Annotated in this window: 24 protein-coding genes and 1 pseudogene; 11 read left to right on the top strand and 14 right to left on the bottom strand. The window is 71.1% G+C overall.

Features of this window, described 5'->3' with window-relative positions; genetic code table 11:
* Positions 1 to 60 precede the first annotated feature (60 nt).
* Both ACFWI9_RS03635 and ACFWI9_RS03640 read left to right on the top strand, forming a co-directional pair.
* Positions 61 to 696, top strand: a complete 636-nt coding sequence (locus tag ACFWI9_RS03635; RefSeq protein ID WP_387158844.1) for an HtaA domain-containing protein — start codon at positions 61 to 63, stop codon at positions 694 to 696.
* 59 nt (positions 697 to 755) lie between these two features.
* A pseudogene (locus ACFWI9_RS03640) lies at positions 756 to 1427 on the top strand (PhzF family phenazine biosynthesis protein); the annotation flags it as partial.
* Between the two features lie 136 nt (positions 1428 to 1563).
* Here ACFWI9_RS03640 and ACFWI9_RS03645 read toward each other — a convergent pair.
* Together ACFWI9_RS03645 and map are read right to left on the bottom strand one after the other, a co-directional pair.
* Positions 1564 to 2229: a heme oxygenase (biliverdin-producing) gene (locus ACFWI9_RS03645; protein ID WP_387158845.1), complete on the bottom strand. Its 666-nt coding sequence runs from the start codon at positions 2227 to 2229 to the stop codon at positions 1564 to 1566.
* Positions 2230 to 2350: 121 nt separating this feature from the next.
* Positions 2351 to 3208 carry a type I methionyl aminopeptidase gene (gene map / locus ACFWI9_RS03650; RefSeq protein ID WP_387158846.1) on the bottom strand — a complete coding sequence of 286 codons (858 nt, stop codon included), beginning with the start codon at positions 3206 to 3208 and terminating at the stop codon, positions 2351 to 2353.
* Between the two features lie 94 nt (positions 3209 to 3302).
* Between map and ACFWI9_RS03655 the strand changes: the two genes are divergently transcribed.
* Positions 3303 to 3533, top strand: a complete 231-nt coding sequence (locus ACFWI9_RS03655; protein WP_387158847.1) for a hypothetical protein — start codon at positions 3303 to 3305, stop codon at positions 3531 to 3533.
* Between the two features lie 35 nt (positions 3534 to 3568).
* Here the strand turns inward: ACFWI9_RS03655 and ACFWI9_RS03660 are convergent, their stop codons facing one another.
* A complete protein-coding gene (locus ACFWI9_RS03660; RefSeq protein ID WP_387158848.1) occupies positions 3569 to 4174 on the bottom strand; it encodes a hypothetical protein in 606 nt (201 codons plus the stop codon).
* 72 nt (positions 4175 to 4246) lie between these two features.
* Here ACFWI9_RS03660 and npdG point away from each other — a divergent pair, with 72 nt between their 5' ends.
* Together npdG and ACFWI9_RS03670 are read left to right on the top strand one after the other, a co-directional pair.
* On the top strand, positions 4247 to 4957 hold the full coding sequence (gene npdG / locus ACFWI9_RS03665; protein WP_387158849.1) for an NADPH-dependent F420 reductase: 711 nt from the start codon (positions 4247 to 4249) through the stop codon (positions 4955 to 4957).
* A 72-nt stretch (positions 4958 to 5029) separates the two neighbouring features.
* Positions 5030 to 5194 (top strand): hypothetical protein, encoded by a 165-nt coding sequence (locus ACFWI9_RS03670; RefSeq protein ID WP_387158850.1) that lies wholly within the window; start codon positions 5030 to 5032, stop codon positions 5192 to 5194.
* A 4-nt stretch (positions 5195 to 5198) separates the two neighbouring features.
* Here ACFWI9_RS03670 and ACFWI9_RS03675 read toward each other — a convergent pair whose 3' ends face one another.
* Entirely contained in the window at positions 5199 to 6005 is an 807-nt protein-coding gene (locus ACFWI9_RS03675) for a site-2 protease family protein (protein WP_387158851.1), read from the bottom strand.
* A 127-nt stretch (positions 6006 to 6132) separates the two neighbouring features.
* Between ACFWI9_RS03675 and ACFWI9_RS03680 the strand changes: the two genes are divergently transcribed.
* Positions 6133 to 9645 carry a BTAD domain-containing putative transcriptional regulator gene (locus ACFWI9_RS03680; RefSeq protein WP_387158852.1) on the top strand — a complete coding sequence of 1171 codons (3513 nt, stop codon included), beginning with the start codon at positions 6133 to 6135 and terminating at the stop codon, positions 9643 to 9645.
* Here the strand turns inward: ACFWI9_RS03680 and ACFWI9_RS03685 are convergent.
* The 4 genes from ACFWI9_RS03685 to panB all read right to left on the bottom strand — a co-directional run bounded on the left by ACFWI9_RS03685 (position 9593) and on the right by panB (position 13069).
* On the bottom strand, positions 9593 to 10441 hold the full coding sequence (locus ACFWI9_RS03685; protein WP_387158853.1) for an ABC transporter permease: 849 nt from the start codon (positions 10439 to 10441) through the stop codon (positions 9593 to 9595). The two genes, ACFWI9_RS03680 and ACFWI9_RS03685, sit on opposite strands and share 53 nt — an antisense overlap.
* Positions 10438 to 11433 carry an ATP-binding cassette domain-containing protein gene (locus ACFWI9_RS03690; RefSeq protein WP_387158854.1) on the bottom strand — a complete coding sequence of 332 codons (996 nt, stop codon included), beginning with the start codon at positions 11431 to 11433 and terminating at the stop codon, positions 10438 to 10440. Before ACFWI9_RS03690 ends, ACFWI9_RS03685 begins: the two co-directional genes overlap by 4 nt.
* 191 nt (positions 11434 to 11624) lie before the next feature.
* Positions 11625 to 11990 (bottom strand): cupin domain-containing protein, encoded by a 366-nt coding sequence (locus ACFWI9_RS03695; RefSeq protein ID WP_387158855.1) that lies wholly within the window; start codon positions 11988 to 11990, stop codon positions 11625 to 11627.
* A gap of 203 nt (positions 11991 to 12193) precedes the next feature.
* Complete coding sequence (gene panB / locus ACFWI9_RS03700; RefSeq protein ID WP_387158856.1) at positions 12194 to 13069, bottom strand: 3-methyl-2-oxobutanoate hydroxymethyltransferase; 876 nt, start codon at positions 13067 to 13069, stop codon at positions 12194 to 12196.
* Between the two features lie 200 nt (positions 13070 to 13269).
* Between panB and ACFWI9_RS03705 the strand changes: the two genes are divergently transcribed.
* From ACFWI9_RS03705 to ACFWI9_RS03715, 3 genes are all read left to right on the top strand, one after another.
* Positions 13270 to 14898 (top strand): DHA2 family efflux MFS transporter permease subunit, encoded by a 1629-nt coding sequence (locus tag ACFWI9_RS03705; protein ID WP_387158857.1) that lies wholly within the window; start codon positions 13270 to 13272, stop codon positions 14896 to 14898.
* 62 nt (positions 14899 to 14960) lie between these two features.
* The gene (locus tag ACFWI9_RS03710; protein WP_387158895.1) at positions 14961 to 15620 is read left to right on the top strand and encodes a TetR/AcrR family transcriptional regulator; all 660 of its coding nucleotides are present in this window, start codon (positions 14961 to 14963) and stop codon (positions 15618 to 15620) included.
* A 202-nt stretch (positions 15621 to 15822) separates the two neighbouring features.
* On the top strand, positions 15823 to 16872 hold the full coding sequence (locus tag ACFWI9_RS03715; RefSeq protein ID WP_387158858.1) for an endonuclease/exonuclease/phosphatase family protein: 1050 nt from the start codon (positions 15823 to 15825) through the stop codon (positions 16870 to 16872).
* A gap of 81 nt (positions 16873 to 16953) precedes the next feature.
* On the opposite strand, the gene ACFWI9_RS03720 is transcribed toward ACFWI9_RS03715, so the two are convergent.
* Positions 16954 to 18714, bottom strand: coding sequence for an NAD+ synthase (locus tag ACFWI9_RS03720; RefSeq protein ID WP_387158859.1), 1761 nt, complete (start codon positions 18712 to 18714; stop codon positions 16954 to 16956).
* Positions 18715 to 18814: 100 nt separating this feature from the next.
* A complete protein-coding gene (locus tag ACFWI9_RS03725; protein ID WP_387158860.1) occupies positions 18815 to 20596 on the bottom strand; it encodes a multicopper oxidase family protein in 1782 nt (593 codons plus the stop codon).
* Positions 20597 to 20941: 345 nt separating this feature from the next.
* Here ACFWI9_RS03725 and ACFWI9_RS03730 point away from each other — a divergent pair, with 345 nt between their 5' ends.
* A complete protein-coding gene (locus ACFWI9_RS03730) occupies positions 20942 to 21868 on the top strand; it encodes an alpha/beta fold hydrolase (RefSeq protein WP_387158896.1) in 927 nt (308 codons plus the stop codon).
* Here the strand turns inward: ACFWI9_RS03730 and ACFWI9_RS03735 are convergent.
* The 4 genes from ACFWI9_RS03735 to ACFWI9_RS03750 all read right to left on the bottom strand — a co-directional run bounded on the left by ACFWI9_RS03735 (position 21853) and on the right by ACFWI9_RS03750 (position 24207).
* On the bottom strand, positions 21853 to 22272 hold the full coding sequence (locus tag ACFWI9_RS03735; RefSeq protein ID WP_387158861.1) for a CBS domain-containing protein: 420 nt from the start codon (positions 22270 to 22272) through the stop codon (positions 21853 to 21855). The two genes, ACFWI9_RS03730 and ACFWI9_RS03735, sit on opposite strands and share 16 nt — an antisense overlap.
* 178 nt (positions 22273 to 22450) lie before the next feature.
* On the bottom strand, positions 22451 to 23158 hold the full coding sequence (locus ACFWI9_RS03740; protein ID WP_387158862.1) for a DUF305 domain-containing protein: 708 nt from the start codon (positions 23156 to 23158) through the stop codon (positions 22451 to 22453).
* The gene (locus tag ACFWI9_RS03745) at positions 23155 to 23790 is read right to left on the bottom strand and encodes a DUF3105 domain-containing protein (RefSeq protein ID WP_387158863.1); all 636 of its coding nucleotides are present in this window, start codon (positions 23788 to 23790) and stop codon (positions 23155 to 23157) included. Before ACFWI9_RS03745 ends, ACFWI9_RS03740 begins: the two co-directional genes overlap by 4 nt.
* Positions 23791 to 23847: 57 nt before the next feature.
* A complete protein-coding gene (locus ACFWI9_RS03750) occupies positions 23848 to 24207 on the bottom strand; it encodes a hypothetical protein (protein WP_387158864.1) in 360 nt (119 codons plus the stop codon).
* A gap of 186 nt (positions 24208 to 24393) precedes the next feature.
* On the opposite strand from ACFWI9_RS03750, the gene glnA reads away from it, so the two are divergent.
* Entirely contained in the window at positions 24394 to 25755 is a 1362-nt protein-coding gene (gene glnA / locus ACFWI9_RS03755) for a type I glutamate--ammonia ligase (RefSeq protein WP_387158865.1), read from the top strand.
* Positions 25756 to 25757 lie beyond the last annotated feature (2 nt).

Consider the following 25757-nt stretch of genomic DNA (forward strand, 5'->3'; position numbering starts at 1 on the left):
TGTGTGTCTCACACCCTTGTTTCGGTTGCCCCACCCCACACTTTCCCGTATATCATTTCTTTGTCTTACTCTCCCTTTACCCCCCCCTGTGCGCACCCCCCCCACGCCGCCTTCGGCGGCAAGGTCCGCTTCGCCTGCGCCGCGCACGGCATCGACTGGACCATCGGTGACATCAAGGTGAAGACGACCGGCAAGTCGTCCGGCACGCTCATCGCCGACGTCGCCACCGCCAAGGGCACGTCGAACGACGTGGCGTTCGCCAAGCTCGACCTCGGCAAGGCCGACTTCCGTGCGAAGAAGGGTGTCGTCACCCTCAAGAACCTCCCCGCCAAGCTCACCGATGCGGGCGCCGCGCAGTTCGCCGGCCCGAACGGCGAGTCCTTCTACCAGCCGGGCACGCCGATCGACCCGGTGACGGTCACCCTCACCCTCGACAAGGACGCCGCCCTGCCGATCACGGACCCGTCCGGCGGCGCCGCACCGACCGCGGACGCCTCGTCCTCGACGGACGGCGGCGCCAGCGGCGGCACGGTGGGAGGTGGCACGGCCGGCGGCGGGCTCACCACCACCGGCAGCCTCGCCACCACGGGCTCCGAGGTCCCCGGCGGCGCCCTTCTGACCGCCGCGGGTGCCCTCGCCGCAGCGGGCGCGGGCGTGGTGTTCGCGGTGCGCCGCCGCGCTGAGACCCGTAACTGACGCTCCCGGGTGTGACGATCGCCGCTCCGGCCGATTTCGGCTGAGGGCGGCGCTCGCATATGCCCGGGTGCTTCAATGCCGGTGTGGACGAACTCGACGTGCTCCAGGTCTTCTGCGCCGGCGACGGCCGGTTCGGCAACGCCCTCGGAGTCGTACGCGACCCGCGCCGCTGGCCCGACCGGGAGTCCCGGCAGGCACTGGCGGCCGAACTGGGCTTCAGCGAGACGGTGTTCGTCGACGATCCCGAGCGCGGGACCGTCGACATCTACACGCCCGGCGTGCGGCTGCCGTTCGCCGGGCATCCGCTGGTCGGAGTCGCCTGGCTGCTGGACCTGGAGACCGTGCAGCCGCCCGCCGGTGAGGTGTGGGCGCGCGACGACGGCGAGTTCACCTGGATCAGCGCCCGCGCCGAGTGGGCGCCGCCTCGGCTGCTGGAGCAGTACGGCTCAGCCGCCGAGGTCGACGCGCTGCCCACGCCGCCACCGGGCGAGGGCTGGCTGTACGCCTGGGCGTGGGAGGACGAGGCGGCCGGCCGGGTACGGGCCAGGGCCTTCCCGCGCCGCGGGGACGGGATCGTCGAGGACGAGGCGACCGGCGCGGCGGCTCTGCTGCTGACCGCCCGGCTGGGCCGCGCCCTGAACATCACCCAGGGCCGGGGCTCGCAGATCCTGACCGCCCCGGGTCCGGACGGCATCGTGGAGATCGGCGGCCGGGTGCGGATGGCCCCGCGCGCGGCCGGCCCCGCTGCTGCCGGGCCCGCCGGGCCCGGCACGGCGTCCTATGTGAGGGACACCGCCGCGCCCCGTGCCACCGCCACCCGGATAGCGCCCCTGCGGCGCACGGAACGCCTCCGGCTGCCGCACGCCGTCATGCGCTCAGCGGAAACTCCCCCTCCAGCTCCCGGAACACCGCTCCGTTGAAGTCGAAGGCCCGCTTGCACTCGTCCACGATCCGCTGCTTCTCCAGGTCGTTCGCGTCCACCCGGTCCAGCAGCTCGCGGTAACCCCGCTTGAACGCCGCGGGGTTGGTGATCCGCTCGAACACATAGAACCGGACGCCGTCGCCCTTGCGTTCGAACCCCCAGGTACGCTCGGCCTTGTCGCGGATGATCTGACCGCCGGACAGGTCGCCGAGGTAGCGGGTGTAGTGGTGGGCCACATAGCCGGCCGGCCAGTCCCGGGCGCATTCCTCGATCCGGGCCGCGTACGCCGCCGTCGCGGGCAGCGCCCGCAGTCCGGCCCGCCAGCCGGTCCCGCGCAGATGCGCCAGGTCACGCTCCAGCTCCGCCGTACGGAACAGCTCGGGCTGTATGAACGGTCCGGCCACCCTGTCCGCCCTGAGCGACTCGGCCGCGCCTTCGAGCGCCGCGTACACGAACCACAGCTGCTCCGTGTACCGCGCGAACGCCTCCACTCCCAGCCTCCCGCCGAGCAGATCGCTCATGAACGTCGAGGTCTCCGCCTCCGTGTGCTGCTCGTGCGACGCGACACGGATGAGCGTGGAGAACGGCGTGGGCGTGTCCAGCGTGTCCAATGCGGACCTCCGGTGGCGTGGGCCGATGGGGGCGGGTACCAGCTAGGATGCTCCTACTTAGGCATACCTAAGTCAACTGGTTCCCGACGACCTGTCGGTAAATTCCTACCCCGTTTCCGCCTCAGGGCAACGTCAGGATCTCGGCGCCCGTCTCCGTCACCACCAGGGTGTGCTCGAACTGCGCGGTCCGCTTGCGGTCCTTCGTCACCACGGTCCAGCCGTCGTCCCACATGTCGTACTCATGCGTGCCGAGCGTCAGCATGGGCTCGATCGTGAAGGTCATCCCCGGCTGCATGACGGTCGTCGCGTGCGGGCTGTCGTAGTGCGGGATGATCAGCCCTGAGTGGAACGAGGAATTGATCCCGTGCCCGGTGAAGTCGCGCACGACGCCATAGCCGAACCGCTTCGCATACGACTCGATGACCCGTCCGATGATATTGACCTGACGGCCCGGCCGGACCGCCTTGATCGCCCGGTTCAGCGCCTCCCTGGTGCGCTCGACCAGCAGCTTCGACTCCTCGTCGACATCGCCGCAGAGGTAGGTGGCGTTGTTGTCGCCGTGCACGCCGTTGAGGTACGCGGTGACGTCCAGGTTCACGATGTCGCCGTCCCGCAGCACCGTCGAGTCCGGGATCCCGTGGCAGATGACCTCGTTGACGGAGGAGCACAGGGACTTCGGGAAGCCGCGGTAACCCAGGGTGGACGGGTAGGCCCCGTGGTCGCACATGAACTCGTGCGCGACCCGGTCCAGTTCGTCGGTGGTCACCCCGGGTGCGATGAGCTTCGCGGCCTCCTCCATCGCCCGCGCGGCGATGCGGCCCGCGACGCGCATACGCTCGATCGTTTCGGCGTCCTGGACCTCCGCGCCGGTGTACGGCTTCGGCATGGGCTTCCCGACGTACTCGGGGCGCCGGATGTTTCCGGGGACGGAACGGGTGGGAGAGAGCTCCCCTGGTACGAGCAGCGACTGGCCAGACATGCCAGCGAGTCTATCCGGGGGTCCCGCACATGCTCTGCGGCGTAGCGGGAGCCCCGCGGGGCAGGCAGCATGGCGACAGAGGAAGGAGCCGAGGATGGCCCTGTTCAAGAAGCGCACGGTGGGCAAGCCGGGCGAGTGGTACTACTGCCTGGAGCACAAGAAGGTCGAAGAGGGGCCGGAGTGCCCGGCGAAGGACCGCTTCGGGCCGTATACGACGCGGACGGAGGCGGAGCACGCGATGGAGACGGCCCGCGAGAAGAACCTCCAGTGGGAGAACGACCCCCGCTGGCACGACGCCCCCCGGGGGGAGAGTGCCCCCGAGTAGCCCCTAGCCCGAGCGGGCCCCGGCCCCGCCTGCCGCTACCAGCGCGGGGGCGGTGGGGCCGTCAGATGGTCGGCGAGGCGGAACAGGCGGGCCCGCAGGCCCCCGTGGCGGCGGTGACCGGGCGGGGCGCCGTTCTCGCCGGTCGCCGCGCTGATCAGGTGCTGGACGGTGTCCAGATCCACCTCCGCGGATCGGGGCACCGTCAGCGCCTCATGCGCGAGACCCCGCACCTCCGGGTCACCGGCGTCCAGGGACAGCACCGTCGCCCCGGAGCGGCGTGCGTCGTGCACCCTTTCGAGCAGTGCCGCGTCCGGCCGCTCCGGGGCGACCAGCAGCACCGTCTCCCCCCGCCCAGCCGCCTCCACCCGGGCCAGCCCCACGGCCAGATGCGCCGGATCACCCGCTCGGACCCGGTGCCGCACCAGCGTCGGGGCCAGCGCGGGCTGGCCCGACCAGGCGGCCTCGTCCACGAGGTGGGCGGCCAGGTGCCAGGGCTCGTACTCCGCCGTTCCGACCAGCAGCAGCCCCCCGCCGTGCGGTACGACGGACGAGCGCAGTACACCCGCGAACCGCCGGGCCTCGGCGGGCCAGGCGGTCCCGGCCAGCACCTCCCGCAGCAGTGCGACACGTACGGCATCCATGTCCCGGCATCCTGCCCCAAGGACCCCCATGGTGTGGGGTGTACGCGAAACCCGTACACGTAAGGTCGGCACATGACTTCTCAAGACAACGCCGCCGCCCCCAAGCCAGCTCCGAAGGACCCCTGGGAGCTCCCCGATGTCTCCGGCCTCGTCGTCGGGGTCCTCGGCGGCACCGGGGACCAGGGCCGGGGCCTCGCGTACCGGCTGGGCCGAGCCGGGCAGAAGGTGATCATCGGCTCCAGGGCGGCCGAGCGCGCCGAGCGCGCAGCCGCCGAGCTGGGCCTCGGCATCGAGGGTGCGGACAACGCCGAGTGCGCGCGGCGCAGCGATGTGGTGATCGTGGCCGTGCCCTGGGACGGTCACGCCAAGACGCTGGAGTCGCTGCGCGAGGTACTGGCCGGAAAGCTGGTCATCGACTGCGTGAACCCGCTGGGCTTCGACAAGAAGGGCGCCTACGCGCTGAAGCCGGAGGAGGGCAGCGCCGCCGAGCAGGCCGCCGCCCTGCTGCCCGACTCCAGGGTCACGGCGGCCTTCCACCACCTGTCCGCCGTGCTGCTCCAGGACGAGTCGATCGAGGAGATCGACACCGATGTGATGGTGCTGGGCGAGTCGCGTGCCGACACCGACCTCGTACAGGCCCTCGCGGCCCGCATCCCCGGTATGCGGGGCGTCTTCGCGGGACGGCTGCGGAACGCCCACCAGGTCGAGTCGCTGGTCGCCAACCTGATCTCGGTGAACCGCCGCTACAAGGCCCACGCGGGCCTGCGGGTGACCGACGTCTGACCCAGGACGGACGCCCCGCGGGCATGGGGGACACTGGACCGGAGACACGTCACCGGACAGGAGCCCGCCCCCATGCCCCGCCTCGCCCTCTACGCGCTCGTCATCTGCCTGCTCGCGGCCACCGCCGCGGTGGTGTCCTTCGTCCAGGGCAGCTGGCTGGGGATCGTCTGGGTGCTGATGGCCGGTGTGTCCTCGAACATGGCGATCTACTACTTCCGCCGCGCCAAGGCCGGCTGAGTCCTCACCCGCTGGTCAACGTCTCGCAGACCGGGTTCTGCACGGTCCAGAAGCGGTAGAGGTTCTGCCCGCAGTACGAGTCCACATCCGTCACCCCGAGACCGCGCAGCAGCGTGTCGATCGCGTCGAAGAAGGCGTGGTTCACCTCGGGGATGAAGAGCACGCCGAACACCGCCAGCAGACCGAACGGGGCGAACGGCTCCACCTGGCGGCGCACCCCGTGGGGCAGCCACGGCTCGATCACCCCGTACCCGTCAAGCCCCGGGACCGGCAGGAAGTTCAGGATCGCGGCGGTCAGCTGGAGCAGCGCCAGGAAGCCCAGCGCGAAGCGGAACGCCATCGGTACCCCGTCGAGCGCGCCCAGCCAGAACGGTGCCGTGCACACGATCGCGAACAGCACGTTCGTCAGCGGTCCGGCCGCCGAGATCAGACTGTGCTTCCAGCGGCCCTGGATACGGTGCCGCTCGATGAACACCGCGCCACCCGGCAGGCCGATCCCGCCCATGATCACGAAGATCACCGGGAGCACGATGCTCAGCAGGGCGTGGGTGTACTTGAGCGGGTTGAGCGTCAGATAGCCCTTGGCCCCGATGGTGAGATCACCGCCGTGCAGCGCCGTGCGGGCGTGCGCGTACTCGTGCAGGCACAGCGAGACGATCCACGCCGATGTCACGAAGAGGAAGACCGCGAGCCCGGGGTTCGGTGCGAAGCCGGTCCACACGGCCCATCCGGTCACCGCCATGATCGCGGCGATTCCGAGGAAGACGGGCGAGATTCGCCGATCGCTGCTGCGGGTCGCGGCGGTGGCCATGGGGCGGGCTCCTGGGGATGGGGCGTGCGGCTGGTGCCTGGACTGGGGTTGAGGCTGGGGCGAGCGTAGCCGCTCCGGGTGGCTCGGCGTCATCGTCGGACTCACGGTGATCGATGACAATGGGCCGGTGCAATACCGCGTACTCGGCACCACACAGGCCATCCAGGACGACGGCACCCCCGCCGCGCTCGGCGGGACACGGCTGCGTGCCCTCGTGACCGTGCTGGCGCTGCGCGCGGGACGCACCGTGCCGGTGGGGATGCTCGTGGACGAGGTATGGGACGGCGATTCCCCGGCCAACGCCGCAGGCGCCGTGCAGGCTCTCGTCGGCCGGGCCCGCCGCGCTCTCGGGCATGCGGAGGTGGTGTCCGCGGAGGGCGGCTACCGGCTGCGCGCCGATGCCGGCGACGTGGATCTGCACCGCTTCGCGCGGCTCGCGGAGCAGGGCGCCCAGGCGCTGGCCGAAGGCGATCCCGGCCGGGCCGTCGAACCGCTGGACGAGGCCCTGGCGCTGTGGCGGGGACCGGTGCTCGCCGATCTGCCCGACCGTGCGGCGGAAGCCGCCCGCTGGGACGCCCGCCGCCTCGAAGCCCGCCGTACCCGGCTGGTCGCGCTCATGGCCCTGGGCCGGGCCCGGGAGGCGCTGCCCTCGCTGGTCGCCCTCTGCGGCGAGCACCCGCTGGACGAATCCCTCCAGGCACTGCGTATCCGCGCCCTGCGCGCGGTCGGCCGCCCGGCCGAGGCGCTCGCGGCCTACGAGTCCGTGCGCCGCGAGCTGTCGGACCTGCTGGGCGCGGAACCCGGTCCCGAGCTGCGCTCCCTGCACGCCGAACTGCTCGCACCCGCGCCGGTGGTCGGGTCCGCGCCGGTGCAGGGTGTGCCGGTGGTGGTGCGGCCCGCGCCCGCCTCGGGAACCGTGCCCGCGTCGGGGAACCTGCGAGCCCGGCTGACCAGTTTCGTCGGGCGGGAGAGCGATATCGAGGCCATACGCGGCGACCTCCGCCGGACCCGACTGGTCACCCTCGTCGGCGCGGGTGGCGCCGGCAAGACCCGGCTGTCCCAGGAGGCCGCCGAGCAGACGGCCCGGGCGTATCCGGACGGTGTCTGGCTCGCGGAGCTCGCCCCGGTCAGCGACCCCGGCAACCTGCCGGAGGCCGTGCTCACCGCCGTCGGCGCACGGGAGACCGTGCTGCGGGGCGTCGGTGCCGAGGAGCTGTGGCACGGGGGCGATCCGCTGGTACGCCTCACCGAGCACTGCGGCCGGCGCCGGATGCTGCTCGTACTCGACAACTGCGAGCACCTCGTGGAAGCGGTGGCCACGCTGTGCGAGCGGCTCCTGGAGCGGTGCCCGGGGCTGACCGTCCTCGCGACCAGCCGGGAACCCCTCGGTGTGCCGGGTGAGGTGGTACGGCCGGTCGGGCCGCTTCCCACTCCGATGGCCCTGCGGCTGCTCGCGGAACGCGGTGCGGCGGCGAACCCCGGCTTCCGGCTCGACGCGGCCGCAGCCGCGGAGGGAGAGGTCGACGACGACACCGCTGCGGCGGCGGCCGAGATCTGCCGGCGTCTCGACGGTCTGCCCCTCGCCATCGAACTCGCCGCCGCCCGGCTGCGGCTGCTGACGCCACGGCAGATCGCCGACCGGCTCGACGACCGCTTCCGGTTGCTGACGAGCGGCAGCCGCACCGTCCTGCCGCGCCAGCAGACCCTGCGCGCGGTGGTCGACTGGTCCTGGGACCTGCTCGACGCGGCAGAACGCACCGTCCTGCGCCGGCTCGCGGTCTTCGCCCGCGGCTGCGACCTCGAAGCCGCGGAGGCGGTCTGCGCGCTGTCCGGCCCGCACGGCATACGCCAACCCGAGGCGTCGTCGGCGCGAGTGGCCGACGAGCGGGACGTCCTCCCCCTGCTCGGCGCCCTCGTCGACAAGTCACTCGTCGTCGCCGTCCCCTCGACGGACGGGACGATGCGCTACCAGCTGCTCGAAACCGTCGGCGAATACGCCGCCGAACGGCTCGACGAGGCGGGCGACCGGGCGGAGGCCGAGCGGGCACATCTCGTGTACTACCGGGAACTCGCCCGCCGCACCGACCCGTTGCTGCGCGGCCCCGGACAGATCGAGGCCATCGCGCGACTGGAACGGGAACGGGAGAACCTGCACACGGCGCTGCACCGGGCCACCGCCGCGGGCGACGAGGACGAGGCGCTGTGCCTCGTGCTGTCGCTGGCCTGGTACTGGCAGATGCGGGATCTGCGCGCTCCCGCCCGGCACTGGTCGCGCACCGTGGCGGCGCTCGGGCCCGATCCGTTCGCGGCGCCCGTCGTACCCGCCGAGCCGATGCGTGCGAAGGTGACCGACACTCCGCCGCCGTTCGACGCCGGGTCCCGCGAGGAGGCCCGGCGCGGGGTGCGGCTGATCGGGGTCTGCAGTATGGAGCACTGGGCCGAGGACTGGACGACACCCGAGCGGCTCGACTGGCTGCGCGGGGTCGCGTCGGCGTATCGCCCCGGCCATCCGCAGACCTGCCGCTTCCCCGGTTCACTCTGGCTCTACGCTGTCGTGCTCACCGGTGACGAGGAGCAGCTGCTCAGCACCATCGACGAGACCGTGCGGGGCTGTGCGGAGTACGGCTACGAGTGGGACCTCGGTGTCGCCCTCCAGATGCGGGCCAATGTGCTGGCGAACCGCGGCGAATGGCCGGGCGACGCACGCGCCGACGCGGATCGCAGTCTGGAGATCTTCGAGCGCATCGGAGACCTCTGGGGAGCCGCCGGAGCGCTGTCGGCGCGAGGGGAGGCCCGGCAGACGCGCGGTGAGTTCGCACTCGCCGCCGAGGACTTCACCGCCGCCGTCGACCGTGCCCGGCGCCTGGGCGCGGACAGCCAGGTGCCGTATCTGCACGCCCGGCAGGCGGCGATGCTCACCGAGCTCGGCCGCCGCGACGAGGCGGAGGCCATCTTCCGCGAGGTGCTCGCGCAGCCCGACGAAGGCGTCGTCGGCGAGGCCCTGCCCACCGCACGGCTCTTCTTCGCCATGCTGCTCGGGCTCGACGGCCGTACGGCCGAAGCCCGCGAGCAACTGGAGCTGCTCGCGGACGAGTTCCAGTCCGAGACCCTGGCGTTCTTCGACGGCTTCCGGCTCGGCTCGCTGGCCTGGATCGACTGTCTCGACGGCCGTTACCCGGAGGCGCTCCGCCATGTCCACGTGGCGCTGGAGTCCGCATTGGCGCCCATCGCCCGGATGGTCGCGCCGAATCTGGTCGCGACCCAGCTACCGACCGCCGCTGAAGCGCTCGCCCGCCTCGCCGCTCCGGTCAGGCCGGCTGGTCCGGCAGGTCCCGCCGCGGGCATCGACCGCACCGCCGCCACCTGTGACCGCGCGGACGGCGCAGCCGCCGACGCGGCCCGGTTGCTGGGTGCGCACCGGCGGCTGCTGCCCGCCGGGCATGTCCCGACGACCTTGGAGCGCGAGGGCCGAGAGCGTGCGGAGCTTGCCGTCCGCGCCGTGCTGGGCGACGAGTGCTGGGCGGCCCGCTCCGCCGAAGGCGGGAGCCTCACCCCGGAGCAGGCCGTCGCGCTCGTGGAGCGGCACGTCAGGACTTCGTGCGGAACTTCCGGACCGCGACCGGAGCCATCACCGCGGTGATCGCCACCGACCAGATCAGCGTCACCCACACATCGTGTGCGATGGGTCCGCCGTGGATCAGACCGCGCGCCGCGTCCGCGAGCGAGGACATCGGGTTGTAGTCGGTGAAGGTCCGCAGCCACCCCGGCATGGTGCTGGGCGGCGAGAAGATCGAGGATCCGAACTGCAGCGGCATCAGTACCAGGAACCCCATGCCCTGAATGGCCTGGGCACTCTTCATCGTCACGCCCATGGTGAGGAAGATCCACATGACCGAAGAGCTGAAGACCACGGACAGACCGAACGCGGCGGCCAGCCCCCAGACCTGCGACACGGACATACCCAGCAGGAAGCCGACGGCCAGCTGGATCGTCGTGGCGACGGACATCCGGAGCAACTCGACGACGACCTTGGCGATCAGCACCGATGACCGGGCGATGGGCAGGGACCGGAACCGGTCCATGACCCCGCTCTGGTAGTCCTGGTTGAAACCCGTGCCGACACCCATGGCGATGTTCATACCGATCATCGCCATCAGGCCGGGCACCACATAGTCCACGTACGTGGCGCGGTCGCCGCCCAGGGACGCCCCGACAGAGCCGCCGAAGACGAACACGAACAGCAGGGTGAAGACGATCGGCATCAGCACGGCGTCGAACATCGACTCCGGGTCCTGGCGGATCCACAGCAGGTTCCGGCGGACGAGCGCGCCGATGTGGCGCAGATTGCCGCGCAGCCCGATCCGGCTGTCGTCGTCGAGCGCGTGCTTCCCGACCAGGGTGTCAGGCGTGGCAGGGGAGACGGTGGTGGCGCTCACGCCGCGACCTCCTGGGGAATCGTGTGGGTGGCGGACGCGGTCTTCTGGCCGGTCAGGGCCAGGAAGACTTCGTCCAGGCTGGGCAGATCGGTGCCGATGTCGGCGACGGCGAGCTCGCGGGCGCCCAGCAGCCCGACCACGGCGGTCAGTTGTTCGTCACTGAGGATCGGCACATACAGCACGCCCTCGTCCGGTACGGCCTGGATGCCCGCGATACCGTCCAGTCCCGCCTCGCGGATCGCCGCCGCCATCGGCGCCAGCTCAGCCGGGTCGGCGGGCCTGATCCGCAGGGTCCGGCCGCCGACCTTCGCCTTCAGCTCATGGACGGCGCCCTCGGCGATGACCCGCCCGCGGTCGATGACCGTCAACGCGTCGGCCAACTGCTCGGCCTCTTCCATGTACTGCGTGGTCAGCAGCACGGTGGCGCCCTCGGCGACCATCCGCTGGACCTCGTCCCACACCTCGTTGCGGGTGCGGGGGTCGAGCCCGGTGGTCGGCTCGTCCAGATAGAGCACGGCGGGCCGCCCGATCATCGACGCGGCCAGGTCCAAACGGCGGCGCATACCCCCGGAATAGGTGGAGGCGGGTCGTTTGGCGGCTTCCGTGAGCGAGAACCGCTCCAGCAGCTCGTCCGCGCGGAGCCGCGCGTCCTTGCGGGACAGGTCGAGCAGCCGCCCGATCATGTAGAGGTTCTCCCAGCCGGGGAGCTTCTCGTCCACCGACGCGTACTGGCCGGTCAGCCCGATCGTGCGGCGCACCCTGCGAGGCTGCCGGACCACGTCGAGACCGGCGACGGTGGCGCGTCCGGCGTCCGGGACGATGAGCGTGGAAAGGCAGCGCACCAGCGTGGTCTTGCCCGCCCCGTTGGGCCCGAGGACCCCGAGCACGGTGCCTTCCCGCACATCGAGGTCCACTCCGTCCAGGGCTTTCGTCTCGCCGTAGTGCTTTACGAGGCCACGTACCTCGACGGCGTTCTTGTCGCTTCGCGTCATGTGCCGAAGCGTGGCAGCCGCCACCGACAATCCACCGACAGACTGCCGACAGCCCACCGACACCCCCTTGCGCCGGAGTCAGGGCCGTGCGGTACCGCGGTCGGCGTCGGTGCCGTCGAGAAGGTGTCCGCCCAGCGAGACGAGGGTGTGGCAGATCGCGATGCCCGCGCGCTGAACGGCGTCGGTACCGGTCACCGGGGCTTGGCGTAGTCCCCGAAACCGGCCCAGTCGAGCATGACACAGGGTTCGTCACCCTCCACCCAGGCGTCGTGCCCAGGCTTGACGCCTATGTAGTCGCCGGGCCCCACCTCGGCGGACTCCCCATCGTCCATGACGATCTTCATCCGTCCGCTGACGATGTATCCGGCGTGAGCGGCCTGGCAACTCTCGGTACCGGCGATGGACTTGACGTGCTTGGACCACTGCCAGCCCGGTTCGAACACGGCGCGGCCGACGGGTCCCTGCTCGGTGTTGAGGAGCTCGAGCCTCCCCGTACCGTCATCGAAGGGACGGGTCTCGTCCGCGGAGTCGAAGTTCTTCGTGAAGATTCCAGCCATAATCGTCCGCCTCCCGGCGGAGGAGCGGGTCCCCGAGTCCGATTCCAGGCTAGCCCGAACCCCGCGCCCCCTCCACGGACGGCCGACAGCCCGCCGACGGGGGAAGATCGGCGGGCTGTCGTTGGTGCCGGGAGTGGCTCAGCTGACCGGACCCGGACGGCCCGGATGCCCTTCAGGCCGGCTCCGTGGCGTCCAGGCCGTGCTCAGTGGAAGGTGTGCTCCTCGGCGGGAAACGCCCCGCCCGCCACGTCCTCCGCGAACGCCTTCGCCGCGTCGCCGAGCACCTGCCGCATGTTCGCGTACTGCTTGGTGAAGCGCGGCACCTTCCCGCCCGTCAGCCCCACCATGTCGGTCCACACCAGCACCTGCGCGTCCGTCTCGGCGCCCGCGCCGATGCCGATGGTCGGGATGTCCAGCGAACGGGTGACCTCGGCGGCCAGCTCCGCCGGTACGAGCTCCAGCACGAGGGCGAACGCGCCCGCGTCCTGCGCCGCCTTGGCGTCACGCAGCAGCCGGTGCGCCGCCTCGTCGCTGCGGCCCTGGACCCGGTAGCCCATGGTGTTGACGGACTGCGGGGTGAGCCCGAGATGGGACATGACCGGGATGCCCGCCTGCACCAGCAGCTCGGTCTGGGGCAGCGAGCGCTCGCCGCCCTCCAGCTTCACCGCTCCCACACCGGCGTCCTTGACCAGCCGGGTGGCGTTGCGCAGGGCCTGCACCGGACCCTCCTGGTACGAGCCGAAGGGCAGGTCGCCGACAATGAGGGCGCGCTTGGTGCCCCGGACGACGGCGGCGGACAGCAGGGTCATCTCGTCCATCGTGACGGGCACGGTGGTGTCGTAGCCGAGGTGGGTGTTGCCCATCGAGTCGCCGACGAGCATCACCGGGATACCGGCCTCGTCGAACACGGACGCGGTCATCGCGTCGTAGGCCGTGAGCATGGGCCACTTCTCACCGCGCTGCTTGGCGGCGGCGATGTCGTGGACGGTGACGCGGCGAGTGCTCTTTCCGCCGTACAGCGCCTTGCTTCCGCTGTCGCTGCTGTCGGCGGACTGCTTCGGGGCAGCCTGAAGCGTCATGGAACGGCTCCTTCGTCATCTCGAGGCGCCCTGACGGCGTCCCCGGACCGCATCCATGGTGGCATCCCGGCGCCCGTCGCGTGAAGTGGTGCCGTTCACACCTGGCGATGTTCCGCCACCGGTCCACCAGCGTTCCGCCATCCCGGTCGTTTTTTCCTATTACGAGACGGCCTCGTATCGAAAACGGGAAGTCCTGGATCATGTCCACACCCCCGGGGGCGCCACCCGCCCCGCCCCGTGTCCCGGAAGCCGTCCACCGGCGCCGCTGGGCCATCCTCGCCGTCCTCATGTTCAGTGTGCTCATCGTGGTGCTCGACCACTCGGTGCTGAACGTCGCGGTCAAGACCATCGCCACCCCGGCCCCCGTCGGCCTCGGGGCCACCCAGGGCGAGCTGGAGTGGGCCATCAACTCCTACACCCTGGTCTTCGCCGCCCTGCTGTTCACTGCGGGCCTGATCGGCGACCGTACGGGCCGCCGCAAAGCGCTGCTGTTCGGTATGGCCGTCTTCGGGGCGGGGTCCGCGCTGGCGGCGTTCTCCGGGTCGTCCGCCGAGCTCATCGCCTACCGCGCGGTGATGGGTGTCGGCGCCGCGTTCGTGATCCCCGCCACGCTCGCCATCCTCATGAACGTGTTCGAGCGGGATGAGCAGGCCAAGGCGATCGGTATCTGGGCGGGCGGGGTGGGTGTGTCGATCGCTCTCGGCCCCCTCACCGGCGGGCTGCTGCTCGAACACTTCTGGTGGGGCTCGATCTTCCTGGTCAACGTCCCCGTGGTGCTGATCGGCTTCGCCGCCATGGTGGTGCTGATCCCCGACTCCCGGGACCCCGCACCCGGCCGACTCGACCCGGTCGGCGTGCTGCTGTCGATCGTCGGTCTCGTCCTGCTGGTGTACGGGATCATCCGGGGCGGTGAGCTGGCGTCGCTCACCGATCAGGCGGTGCTGGTGCCGCTGCTCGGCGGGTTGGGTGTGCTGGCGGTGTTCGTGGTCTACGAGGTGCGCAGCGACCATCCGGCGCTCGACTTCTCGTACTTCAGGAACCCGGTCTTCTCGGCCGCGATCGCCGCGACCGCGCTCGGCTTCTTCGCGATGATGGGCGTGGCGTTCCTGTCCGTGTTCTACCTGCAGAGCGCGCGCGGCTACAGCCCGCTGGCGGCCGGACTGCTGCTGCTGCCGCTCGCCATCGCGCAGTCGGCGTTCGCCCCGCGCGCCCGCCTCGCCATCGGCCGGTTCGGAGCCAAGGCGACCTGCACGGCGGGCATGCTGATGATCACCACCGGTCTCGCCGCCTTCGCCTTCTTCGACGGTTCGACCCCGCTGTGGCTGATCGAAGCCGCCTTCTTCGTCCAAGGCGCGGGGATGGCCCATGTGATGCCACCGGTGACGGTGGCGGTGATGCAGGCGCTGCCCCGTGAGAAGGCGGGCGTCGGCTCGGCGATCAGCAACACGTTCCGGCAGGTGGGTGGGGCGCTGGGCGTGGCCGTGCTCGGCTCGCTGCTCTCGGCGGGGTACCGGGGCGGTATCGAGTCCACCCTGGCCAGGACGGCGGGCCTGCCCGACGGCGTCAGGGCGGCGGCGGGCGAGTCGATCGAGGCCACTCTCAGCGCCGCCGCCAAGCTCGGCCCGTCCGGGAAGCTGCTGGTCGGCCCGGCGAACGACGCCTTCGTCTTCGCCATGCACCTCACGGCCCTCGCGGCGGCGACCGCGACCGTCGTGGGCGCCGTGGTCGTGGCGATGCACTTGCCGGGACGGGTACGCCCCGGAGCGGACGGGACACGCCCCCCGGGGAAACCGGACGGAAGGCCCACGGCAGGGGCGGTCCGAGGGTGAGTGCCGGAAGCGCCGGGCTCGTCGGCACCGCCGGGAGCGCCGGAAGCCCGCGTCGTACGGCTGTGCGGGACCGGGACCGGGACCGCGCCACCGCGCGAGGCCGTACTGCTGCGCGGGGGCGCCCCCGGAGCGAGGCTGCCGAGCGGGCCATCCGGACGGCTGTGGTGGGGCTCCTCGAGGACGGGGTCCCGCTGGGCGAGATCTCCATCGAGCGCCTCGCCCGCACGGCCGGTGTGGGCAAGGCCACCATCTACCGCCGCTGGAGCGGCAAGGAGGAGCTGTTCGTCGAGGTCCTCCGGGACATCGAGCCACCGGAGCCCGCCCTGCCGGGCACTTCCGCCCGGGACGACCTGGTCGTGATGCTGGAGTCCGTACGGGTACGGGGCCTCGCCCACCGCTCGTCGGCGCTGCTGCACAACGTACTGGCGCAGATGAAGAGCCACCCCAAGCTGTGGGCGGCCTACGTCGCCACCGTGATCGACCCCCGGCGGGCCACCGTCCTGCAGATTCTGCGGCGGGGGATCGCGGGCGGGGAGCTCCGCGCCGACGTCGATATCGACCTGATCAATGACCTCATCGTCGGTCCCATACTGGTCAGGGCCGTGATGCGGCCCGACGCCCCGCTGCCGGAGGACCTGGCGGAGCGTATGGTCGCCGCGGTGCTCGACGGCCTGAGCCCGGCCCGGCCCGCCCGGCCGCTGAGCCCGTCCCAGGCGGACTGAGGACGCTATATGCGTGTTCTGTCACAGCTGCCTTCCCGCCACCCGTGACCGGAACCCGGCACGCCCACCGGTTCGTCCTCGTGACCGTACGACGGCAAGCCCTCCGTCATCCCCTAGGGTCGGTAGCGGCGCGGACAGCACGGGCGGACGGCACGGCTTGCGAGGCACGGCAGCAAGGCGCGGTAAGGCAGTGAGGACACGCATGCGGCAGGCATTCATCACGGAGACGGGACAGGACGCGGAGCAGGGCGGACGCTCCGGCTCCCGCGTCCGGGCCGCGCTCGACAGATGGCGTCGCGATCCGGGGATCTGGCGCCGCGGCATCGTGCTCGCCGTGTTCGCCCTGCTGGCCGGACTGCTGATGATCTTCCACGCGCAGATCCCCAACCGGATCGGCAACCTGGGCAGCCTGACCGAGACCTTCCTGCCCTGGCTCGGTCTGCTCGTACCGCTGCTGCTGGTGTTCGCCCTGCTCCGGCGGTCGGCCACGGCGCTCATCGCCCTGCTGGTGCCGGCCGTGGTCTGGCTGAACCTCTTCGGCGGCCTGCTCGGCAGCAAGAGCGAGAGCGACGAGCCGCGGTTGCGGTACGCGGACAAGGGCGCGCTCACGGTCGCCACCCACAACGTGAACGCCGACAACCCGGACCCCGAGGGCACCGCGCGTCAGGTGGCGGAGTCCGGCGCCGAGGTCGTCGCGCTGGAGGAGCTGAAGGCCGAGGCGGTCCCGGCGTACGAAAAGGCACTGAAGTCGGCGTACCCGCATCACTCGGTGGTGGGCACGGTCGGGCTGTGGAGCAAGTACCCCATGAGCGGGACGGGACCCGTGGACATCCGGCTCGGCTGGGAGCGCGCGATGCGCTCCACGGTCGCGACACCGTCCGGCGACGTGGCTGTGTACGTGGCCCATCTGCCGTCCGTACGGGTCAAGATGAAGGCCGGTTTCACCGCCAACCAGCGGGACGCGAGCGCCGACGCGCTCGGCAAGGCGATCTCCCGCGACGAGGTGCCCAGGGTGGTGCTGCTCGGTGACCTCAACGGCACCATGAACGACCGTTCGCTGAACGCGGTCACCGCCCAGATGCGGTCCACCCAGGGCGCGGCGGGCGACGGTTTCGGCTTCAGCTGGCCGGCCTCGTTCCCGATGGCGCGGATCGACCAGATCATGGTGAAGGGCGTCGAGCCGGTGTCGTCCTGGACGCTGCCGCGCACGGCGAGCGACCACCTCCCGATCGCCGCGCGCGTCACGTTCTGACCGCGTTCGCGACAGACGGGGGCGAGAGACGGGAGAGGGACTTCCCGCGGTACCGGGAAGCCCCCTCTGCTCTCGCAGGGCTCAGTGGGAGGTGCTCTCCCGCCAGCGGTTGGTGATCGGGAGCCGGCGGTCCTTGCCGAAGCCCTTCGCCGAGATCTTGGTGCCCGGCGGGTACTGGCGGCGCTTGTACTCCGCCATGTCGACCATCCGCAGGGTCCTGGCGACCAGTTCCTCGTCGTAGCCCGCCGCCACGATCGCGTCCTTGCCCTGGTCCCGGTCGACGTACAGCTCCAGGATGCGGTCCAGCACGTCGTAGTCCGGGAGCGAGTCGGTGTCGACCTGGCCGGGGCGCAGCTCGGCGCTCGGCGGCTTGACGATGGAGTTCTCCGGGATCGGCGGGGTCTGGCCGCGCTCCTTCGCCGCCTCGTTGCGCCACTTCGCGAGGCGGAACACGGTCGTCTTGTAGACGTCCTTGATGGGGCCGTACGCGCCCACCGAGTCCCCGTAGAGCGTCGAGTAGCCGACGGCCAGCTCGGACTTGTTGCCCGGAGCGAGGACGATATGGCCCTCCTGGTTGGACACGGCCATCAGCATGGTGCCGCGCAGCCGCGACTGGAGGTTCTCCTCGGCGAGACCGGTGAGACCGAGCGAGCCCATGTAGGCGTCGAACATCGGCTCGATCGGTACGGTGCGGAGGTTGAGCCCGGTCCGGCGGGCGAGCTCGGCTGCGTCGCCCTTGGAGTGGTCCGAGGAGTACTTGGACGGCATCGAGATGCCGTACACGTTCTGCGCGCCGACCGCGTCGCAGGCGATGGCGGCGACGAGAGCGGAGTCGATGCCCCCGGAAAGGCCCACCAGCACCGAGCGGAAACCGTTCTTCGCGACATACGCCCGCAAGCCCACGACCAGCGCGGAGTAGATCTCCTCCGCGTCGTCGAGCCGGTCCGCGTAGCCGCCGGTCAGCTCCGGCTCCCACGGCGCCAGCGGCTCTTCGGAGAGCACAAGCCGGTCGATGGCCAGACCGTCGTCCACCGTGCCGGTGGGGGCGTCCGGGGACGCGGCCGGAAGGTCCAGGTCCAGGATCACGCTGCCCTCGGCGAACTGCGGGGCGCGTGCGACGACCTCGCCGTCCTTGTCGACCACGATCGAGTCGCCGTCGAAGACCAGCTCGTCCTGGCCGCCCATCATCGCCAGATACGCGGTCGTGCAGCCGGCTTCCTGGGCCCGCTTGCGGACGAGTTCGAGGCGGGTGTCGTCCTTGTCCAGCTCGTACGGCGAGGCGTTGATGGACAGCAGCAGCCCGGCACCGGCGGAACGGGCGGCGGGCACCCGGCCGCCCTCCTGCCAGAGGTCCTCGCAGATGGCGAGGGCGACGTCCACCCCGTGGACACGGATCACCGGCATGGTGTCGCCCGGGACGAAGTACCGGAACTCGTCGAAGACCCCGTAGTTGGGCAGGTGGTGCTTGGCGTATGTCAGCACCACCCGGCCGCCGTGCAGCACCGCCCCTGCGTTCTGCGGAGCACCAGCCGGCTGGCCGAACCGGGGCTGGGCCTTCTCGGAGCGGTCCAGGTAGCCGACGATCACCGGCAGCTCCCCGAAGCCCTCGTCAGCGAGCCGCGCGGCGAGCGCGCGCAGGGCCGACCGTGACGCTTCGACGAAGGAGGACCGCAGAGCGAGGTCCTCGACGGGGTAACCGGTGAGCACCATCTCGGGGAAGGCGACCAGATGCGCCCCCTGCTGGGCGGCGTGCCGGGTCCAGTGCACGATCGACTCGGCGTTTCCGGCGAGGTCGCCGACGGTCGAGTCGATCTGATTCAGGGCGAGACGTAGTTGAGGCACGGGGACAGTGTAATCGTCTGACTGACGCAATGTCCCTGCGGGGGAGTGTGGGGCGCCCCACTCCGGGGCGCCCCGGACATCCTGGGTGACGGGTGCGGCGTCACCCGCGACCGCGACCGCGACCGCGGCCTCGGCGGTCGCGATAGGCGACCGTCGTCATCATCCCGGACTCCGCGTGGTAGATGTTGTGGCAGTGGAGCATCCACGCGCCGGCGTTGTCGGCGTCGAAGTCCAGCACCAGCTTGTGGTGCGGCAGCACCGCGGCCGTGTCCTTGCGGGCGCCGTGCGAGAGGATGTCGGCCAGTGCGAACGTGTGCCCGTGCAGATGCACCGGATGCCACATGTCCGTGACGTTGATGACCACGAGGCGGACCCGCTCGCCGTACTCGATCCGGTGGATCGTGTCCGGGTCGTAGGGCCTGTTGTCGAAGGCCCAGTCGTACTTCGCCATACCGCCGGTCAGCTTGAGCTTGATCAGCCGGTCCGGCTTGCCGCGCCGCGGCAGGGCCACGGACTCGTCCGGGCGCAGCTTCGCCGCCGACGTGAGCACGTCCCGGTACAGCTCACGCGGCCGGGTGCGCGGCCCTGGCGCGCGACCGCCGCTGGTGCGCAGCACGGCCATCGCCGAGCCGTGCTTGCCCTCGGCCAGCGCGGTGAGCGGGAAGACCCCGTCCTTCGCCGTGATCAGCACGTCGTAGCGCTCGCCCATGCCCATCAGCAGGGCGTCGGTCTTGTACGGGCGGACGGGGAACCCGTCGGTGTGGGTGACCGTGAAGCGATGGCCGCCGAGCGCCACCCTGAAGGCCGTCTCACCACCGGCGTTGATGATCCGCAGCCGGATCCGGTCGCCTGGCTTGGCCTTGAACTGCGTGGGGAAGTCCGGGGTGCGTCCGTTGATCAGGTAGTACGGGTAGGCGATATCGCCCGCGTGGCCGAGCAGGCTGCTGTGGGCGCCCGTCATCACCCGCCGGGGGCCCCTGGGGCGGCGCCGCGCCGAGGGGTCGTCGTTCTTCGGGTCGTCGTCACGCAGCGCCCCGCCGCCCGCGCCCACGGCGCCGGACGGCTTGGCCCCGGCCCGGGCGCTCGAGCCCGGACCGGAACCGGAACCCGACCGGTCGCCGTCGTGCCCGCCGCCACCTCCGTGGTGTCCGTATCCGGGGTCGTGCACCATCTTCTTGCCCTTGCTGAGCTGGAAGAAGACATCGTCCGGGGTCGAGCCGTCCACCCCGTCGATCCAGTCGTCCAGCATGATGATCCACTCGTGGTCGTACGAGAGCGGCTCCCTGGGGTCGTCCACGATCAGCGGCGCGTACGTACCGCGGTCGACCTGGACGCCCTGGTGCGGGTGGAACCAGTAGGTGCCGGCGTGCGGGACCTCGTAGCGGTACGAGAACGACTCGCCGGGTTCGATCGGCGGCTGGGTCACGAAGGGCACGCCGTCCATGTCGTTGCGCAGCGCGATGCCGTGCCAGTGCACCGTGGTCGATTCCGGCAGATGGTTCTTGAGGGTGAGTGAGAGGGTGTCGCCCGCGGTGATCCGGACCACGCGTCCCGGCAGCTCGTCGTCGTACGTCCAGGTCTTGAAGGTGCGTCCGCCGCCCAGGTCCACCGTGCTCGGCCGGGCAGTGAAGGTGAGCTGGCGGCTGCGCTTGCCGCCGCCGTCCCTCTCACGGATGCCACCCCCCTCGTCGTGTCCGCGGCCGGGCGCCGCGGTGCCCCTGGGGCCCGCCCCCTGGTCCGCGCCGTGGCTGCCGGATCGTCCGGAGTCGCCGTCGCCGGAGCCTGAGCAGGCGGCGAGCAGGCCGGATCCCGCGACGGCGAGCCCGGCGCCGAGCACGGCGCGACGGGAGGAGGGGGTCTGACCGGTGTGCTCCATGGGCATGACTGTGTGCACCTCGCTGGGGGGTGAAGGCGTGAAGGGGGGTGCGTCTGCCACCGCGTCAGGACAACAGGACGGGACGGCCGGACGCGCTCATATCGGCAGCGGCAGCGGTCCGTACCCGGCCGTCCGGTGGTTCATCACACGACGCACATTAGCCGGATCGGACAAAAGACCCGAGTAAGGGCTGATCCGACACGGCCTATCATGCGCTCCTATGTGGTGAATGTAGTGATTGCTTCCCCGTGGTGTCGTCGCCCATGGCAGGGTGGCCCCGTGAGCGACAAGGCCGGCGGCGAGGTCAGCGGCAAGGTGGGCGGCGAAACGAGGTTCGTGCGGATCGGGGGCGTGTCCGGGGGTGCCGTCGGAGGCGGGTTCGGAGGCGTTCCGCACCATGTCGTGGTCGACGGCAGCGGGCCGGTCTGCGTGCTCAGCGCCGGGCTCGCCATGAGCTGGTTCGACTGGGACCCGGTGGTCCCGCTGCTCGCCCCGTACCGCACGGTCGTCCGCTTCGACCGGCCCGGCCACGGGCTCAGCGGGCCCGCGCTGGTGCCGCCCACCGCCGCCGGTGAGGCCCACCGGATCGCCGCCGTACTCGACGCACTCGGCCTGGACGGGCCCGCCACGGTCGTCGGGCACTCGATCGCCGGGTTCCACGCCGAGGCCTTCGCCCGGCTGTATCCCCACCGCACGGCCGGGGTCGTACTGGTGGACTCCAGTATCGAGGAGGACGCCCGGGTGCCTCCGGCCCCGGCCGTCCGTACCGCACTCGCCCGCGGCGCCGGGACCGCGCTGTCCCTGCTGGGCGCCCCCGCCGCGCTGGGACCGGCCACCCGGCGCCTCGTGGTCCGGCTGTCACGGACCGGGGGAGGCGACCCGGCGCCCGCCGCGCTCGTGCGCCGCTGCTACCGGACCTCGCGGGTGCTGCACGGCATCCTGAACGAGAACACCCACTACCAAGCGGTCGCCGCCGAACTCCTCGCCCTGCGCGGGCGCTACCCGCTGCCGCAGGGCATCCCCGTCGCGGTGCTCGCCGCTCACGACGGGCGCGGCGGGCTCGCCGACCGGCTCGCCCGGCGCCGACTGGAACGGCAGCGCGCACTCGCCCGCGCACTCGGCGGCGACGCGCACGGTGACGCGTACGCCGAGGCGCGTTTCGAGGCCGTCGAGTCCGCGGGCCATATGGTCATGCTGGACCGGCCGGACGCGGTGGCGCGCGCGGTACTGACGATGGATCAGGCGGTCGATCGGGCTGCGGCTCAGCCCCGCGCGTAGATCTGCTCGACCCACGAGGCGAGCTGGCCCTCCGGCAGATGCTGGGCGAGGTCGGCCTCGCTGATCATGCCGACCAGCCGTTTGTTCTCGATGACCGGCAGCCGGCGGATCCGGTGGTCCTGCATCTCGTGCAGCACATCGTTCACATCCGCGCCCGCGTCGATCCAGCGGGGCGTGCCCTTGGCCATGTCACCCGCGGTCACCCGGGCGGGGTCGTGGCCCATCGCGACACACCCCACGACGATGTCGCGGTCCGTGAGGATGCCGCCGAGCCGTTCGTCGGAGTCGGCGATGGGGAGTGCTCCCACGTTCAGTTCACGCATCAACTGCGCGGCGCGGTCGAGCGTCTCGTGCGCGGGGATCCACTGCGCCCCGGGATGCATGATGTCCTTGGCGGTGGTCATGGGGTGCGTACCTCCTGCCTGCTGTATGCGGCTTCACACGCGGCTTCATACGGCGACCCGAACCCGTTTTCGACCTTACCGCCGACGGCGGTGAGCCGCCCCATGGACCGTGGCCATGACGAGGGCCATGACCAGGGCCGCAAGGACGCCTCACCGCCGTCAGCCGCTGCCGTCGGGGTCAGCTCCGGGGCGCCGCCCCCCGCTTTTTCAGCATGTCGGCCATCAGATCCAGCTCGGACTGCTGGGCATTGACCATGCCCTGCGCCAGGGACTTCTCCGGGGCCACCGTGCACTGCTCGGCGCAGCCCCGCGCCATGACGACACCGCCCTTGTGGTGGTCGGTCATCAGCTGGAGGTAGAGGATCTCCGCCTGGCGGCCCTCGGCCTTGGCGAGCTGGTCCAGCTCGGCCCGGGTGGCCATACCGGGCATCAGCGAGCCGTCGCCGCCCGACCCTTGCCCGGCGCGCTCGCCATGACCGCTGTGGTCCATGGAGTCCATGGACTGCATCCAGGCCATCGGCTCGGTCCCGGCCTCGACCTTCGGCAGCCCCCACAGGTCCAGCCAGCCGAACAGCATGCCCCGCTGGTTGGCCTGGGTGTTGGCGATGTCGTACGCGAGTCTGCGCACGTCCTCGTCCTCGGTGCGGTCGCGGACGATGAAGGACATCTCCACCGCCTGCTGGTGATGGACCGCCATGTCACGGGCGAAGCCCGCCTCCGCCGAGTCCTTGCCCGGCACGGCGCCGCCCGCTGCGGTCCGCTGAGCGTCCTCGTCCGCGCCGCCCGCCGTCGCGACCGTGGCCGCCCCCGCGAACAGCAGGGCCAGGAGCACGGCCGCGATCGACACCCAGTGCGTACGCGTCAGACGTCGGGTGCTCCGGCTCACGCGGTCTTCCCACCCATGCAGCTCGCACCCGGCTCAGGCGTCTGGGGGCCCTGCACGTACTTCGTGAAGAACTCGTCCACCCGGGGGTCGTCCGCGCCGTCGACGGTGAGCTGCTTGCCCCAGGCGCTCAGCATGATGGCCCCGGACTGGCCCTTCACCGGGCTCATCAAGGAGTACGAGGTCTTGCCGACCTTGTCCTTCAGCTTCTTGACGTCCTCGGCCGCGGCCTTGTCGTTGTAGGTGACCCACACCGCGCCGTGCTCAAGCGAGTGCACCGCGTTGGACTCGGGGATCTCCTCGGCGTAGACGTCGCGGTCGCAGTTCATCCACACCTCGCTGTGGTTGCCACCCACCGGAGGCTTCATCGAGTACTTCTGCGGCTCCTCGGTGTGCTTCTGGCCCAGCTTCTTGGCGTCCCAGATCTTTTCGCCCCGCACCGGCGCCTTGGCCCGCTCGTTCTCCCGGGCTTCCTCGTTCAGCACATAGACGCCGAAGCCGACGAGCCCCGCCACCACGAGTCCGCTGACGCCGATCGTGATGAGGCGGTTGCGGCGCTCGCGCGCCTGCTCGGCGCGGCGCATCTGCTCTATCCGGGCGCGGCGGTCGGTGGCGATGCTCTTTTTGGCAGTCATGACGTGTCCTTCTCAAAGTGGGGGTGGTGAGGGCGGTGGCGCGGAGAAGGGCGGGGCCTAGGTCCGCTGCACCTGAAGGACATGCAGATCGGGCGCCCGGGGCAGTGCTCCGGTGCGCGGCACCCGGCCGGAGACAGGCACCACAGCGGACACGGGGTGCGAGCCGGCCTGGTCGGTCGGTGCGTCCAGCGGCGGCGCCGTCAGCACGGCGGGCGACAGATGGCCGAGCATGCCGCAGTCGCCGCGGTCGAAGGGACAGCCGACCTGCGCGCCCGCGGGCACACCAGCCGCGACGGTGATCCCCGGCGGGCGACCGCCCCCGTCGTGGCCCGTATGGCCGGGCCGGGTGTCCGGCGGTACCCCGAGGCAGACGAAGAGCGCGGTGAGGAGCGTCGCCACGGCGCTCCCCAGCGCCATGGGACGCACGATGTGTGCGATGCGGCGGCGCCGCGAGCCCCCCATGGAGGCAGATGGTAACGATGACGGCGTGCCCCGGGGATACGGGGTGCGTAATCTGGGCGAAACCAAGGGTGGCGATACTGAAGCTCCTCCACTACGCCCTGGCGGTGGTGCGCAGACCGTCTGAACTGCAAGGATGTGGTCATGGACAAGCAGCAGGAATTCGTGCTCCGTACGCTCGAGGAGCGCGACATCCGGTTTGTACGGCTGTGGTTCACCGATGTGCTCGGCTTCCTGAAGTCGGTGGCGGTGGCCCCCGCGGAGCTTGAACAGGCATTCGACGAGGGCATCGGCTTCGACGGGTCCGCGATCGAGGGCTTCGCCCGGGTCTACGAGTCGGACATGATCGCCAAACCGGACCCCGGCACCTTCCAGATCCTGCCGTGGCGCGCGGAGGCCCCCGGCACCGCCCGGATGTTCTGCGACATCCTCATGCCGGACGGCTCCCCGTCCTTCGCCGACCCGCGCTACGTCCTGAAGCGGATCCTGGCCAAGACCTCCGACCTCGGGTTCACCTTCTACACCCACCCCGAGATCGAGTTCTTCCTGCTGAAGGACCGGCCGCTGGACGGCACCCGGCCCACCCCTGCCGACAACTCCGGCTACTTCGACCACACCCCGCAGAACGTCGGGATGGACTTCCGCCGCCAGGCCATCACCATGCTGGAATCCATGGGCATCTCGGTGGAGTTCAGCCACCACGAGGGCGCGCCGGGCCAGCAGGAGATCGACCTGCGGTACGCGGACGCGCTGTCGACCGCGGACAACATCATGACGTTCCGCCTGGTGATGAAGCAGGTGGCGCTGGAGCAGGGCGTCCAGGCCACCTTCATGCCGAAGCCCTTCTCCGAGCACCCCGGCTCCGGGATGCACACCCACCTCTCCCTCTTCGAGGGCGACCGCAACGCGTTCTACGAGTCGGGCGCCGAGTACCAGCTCTCCAAGGTGGGACGTTCCTTCATCGCCGGTCTGCTGCGGCACGCCGCGGAGATCTCGGCGGTCACCAACCAGTGGGTCAATTCCTACAAGCGCATCTGGGGCGGCTCGGCCCGCACCGCGGGCTCGGGCGGCGAGGCCCCCTCGTACATCTGCTGGGGCCACAACAACCGCTCGGCCCTGATCCGCGTTCCGATGTACAAGCCCGGCAAGACCGGCTCGTCCCGCATCGAGGTCCGCTCCCTCGACTCCGGAGCCAACCCCTACCTCGCCTACGCGGTCCTGCTCGCGGCCGGACTCAAGGGCATCGAGGAGGGCTACGAGCTCCCCGCGGGCGCCGATGACGACGTCTGGGCCCTCTCGGACTCGGAGCGCCGCGCGATGGGGATCGAGCCGCTGCCGCAGAACCTGGGCGAGGCGATCGCGCTGATGGAGCGCAGTGAGCTGGTCGCGGAGACGCTGGGGGAGCATGTCTTCGACTTCTTCCTCCGCAACAAGAAGCAGGAGTGGGAGGAGTACCGCTCCGAGGTGACGGCGTTCGAGCTCCGCAAGAACCTGCCGGTGCTGTAAGC

This window comes from Streptomyces sp. NPDC127084 (assembly GCF_042724175.1).
GTDB lineage: Bacteria > Actinomycetota > Actinomycetes > Streptomycetales > Streptomycetaceae > Streptomyces.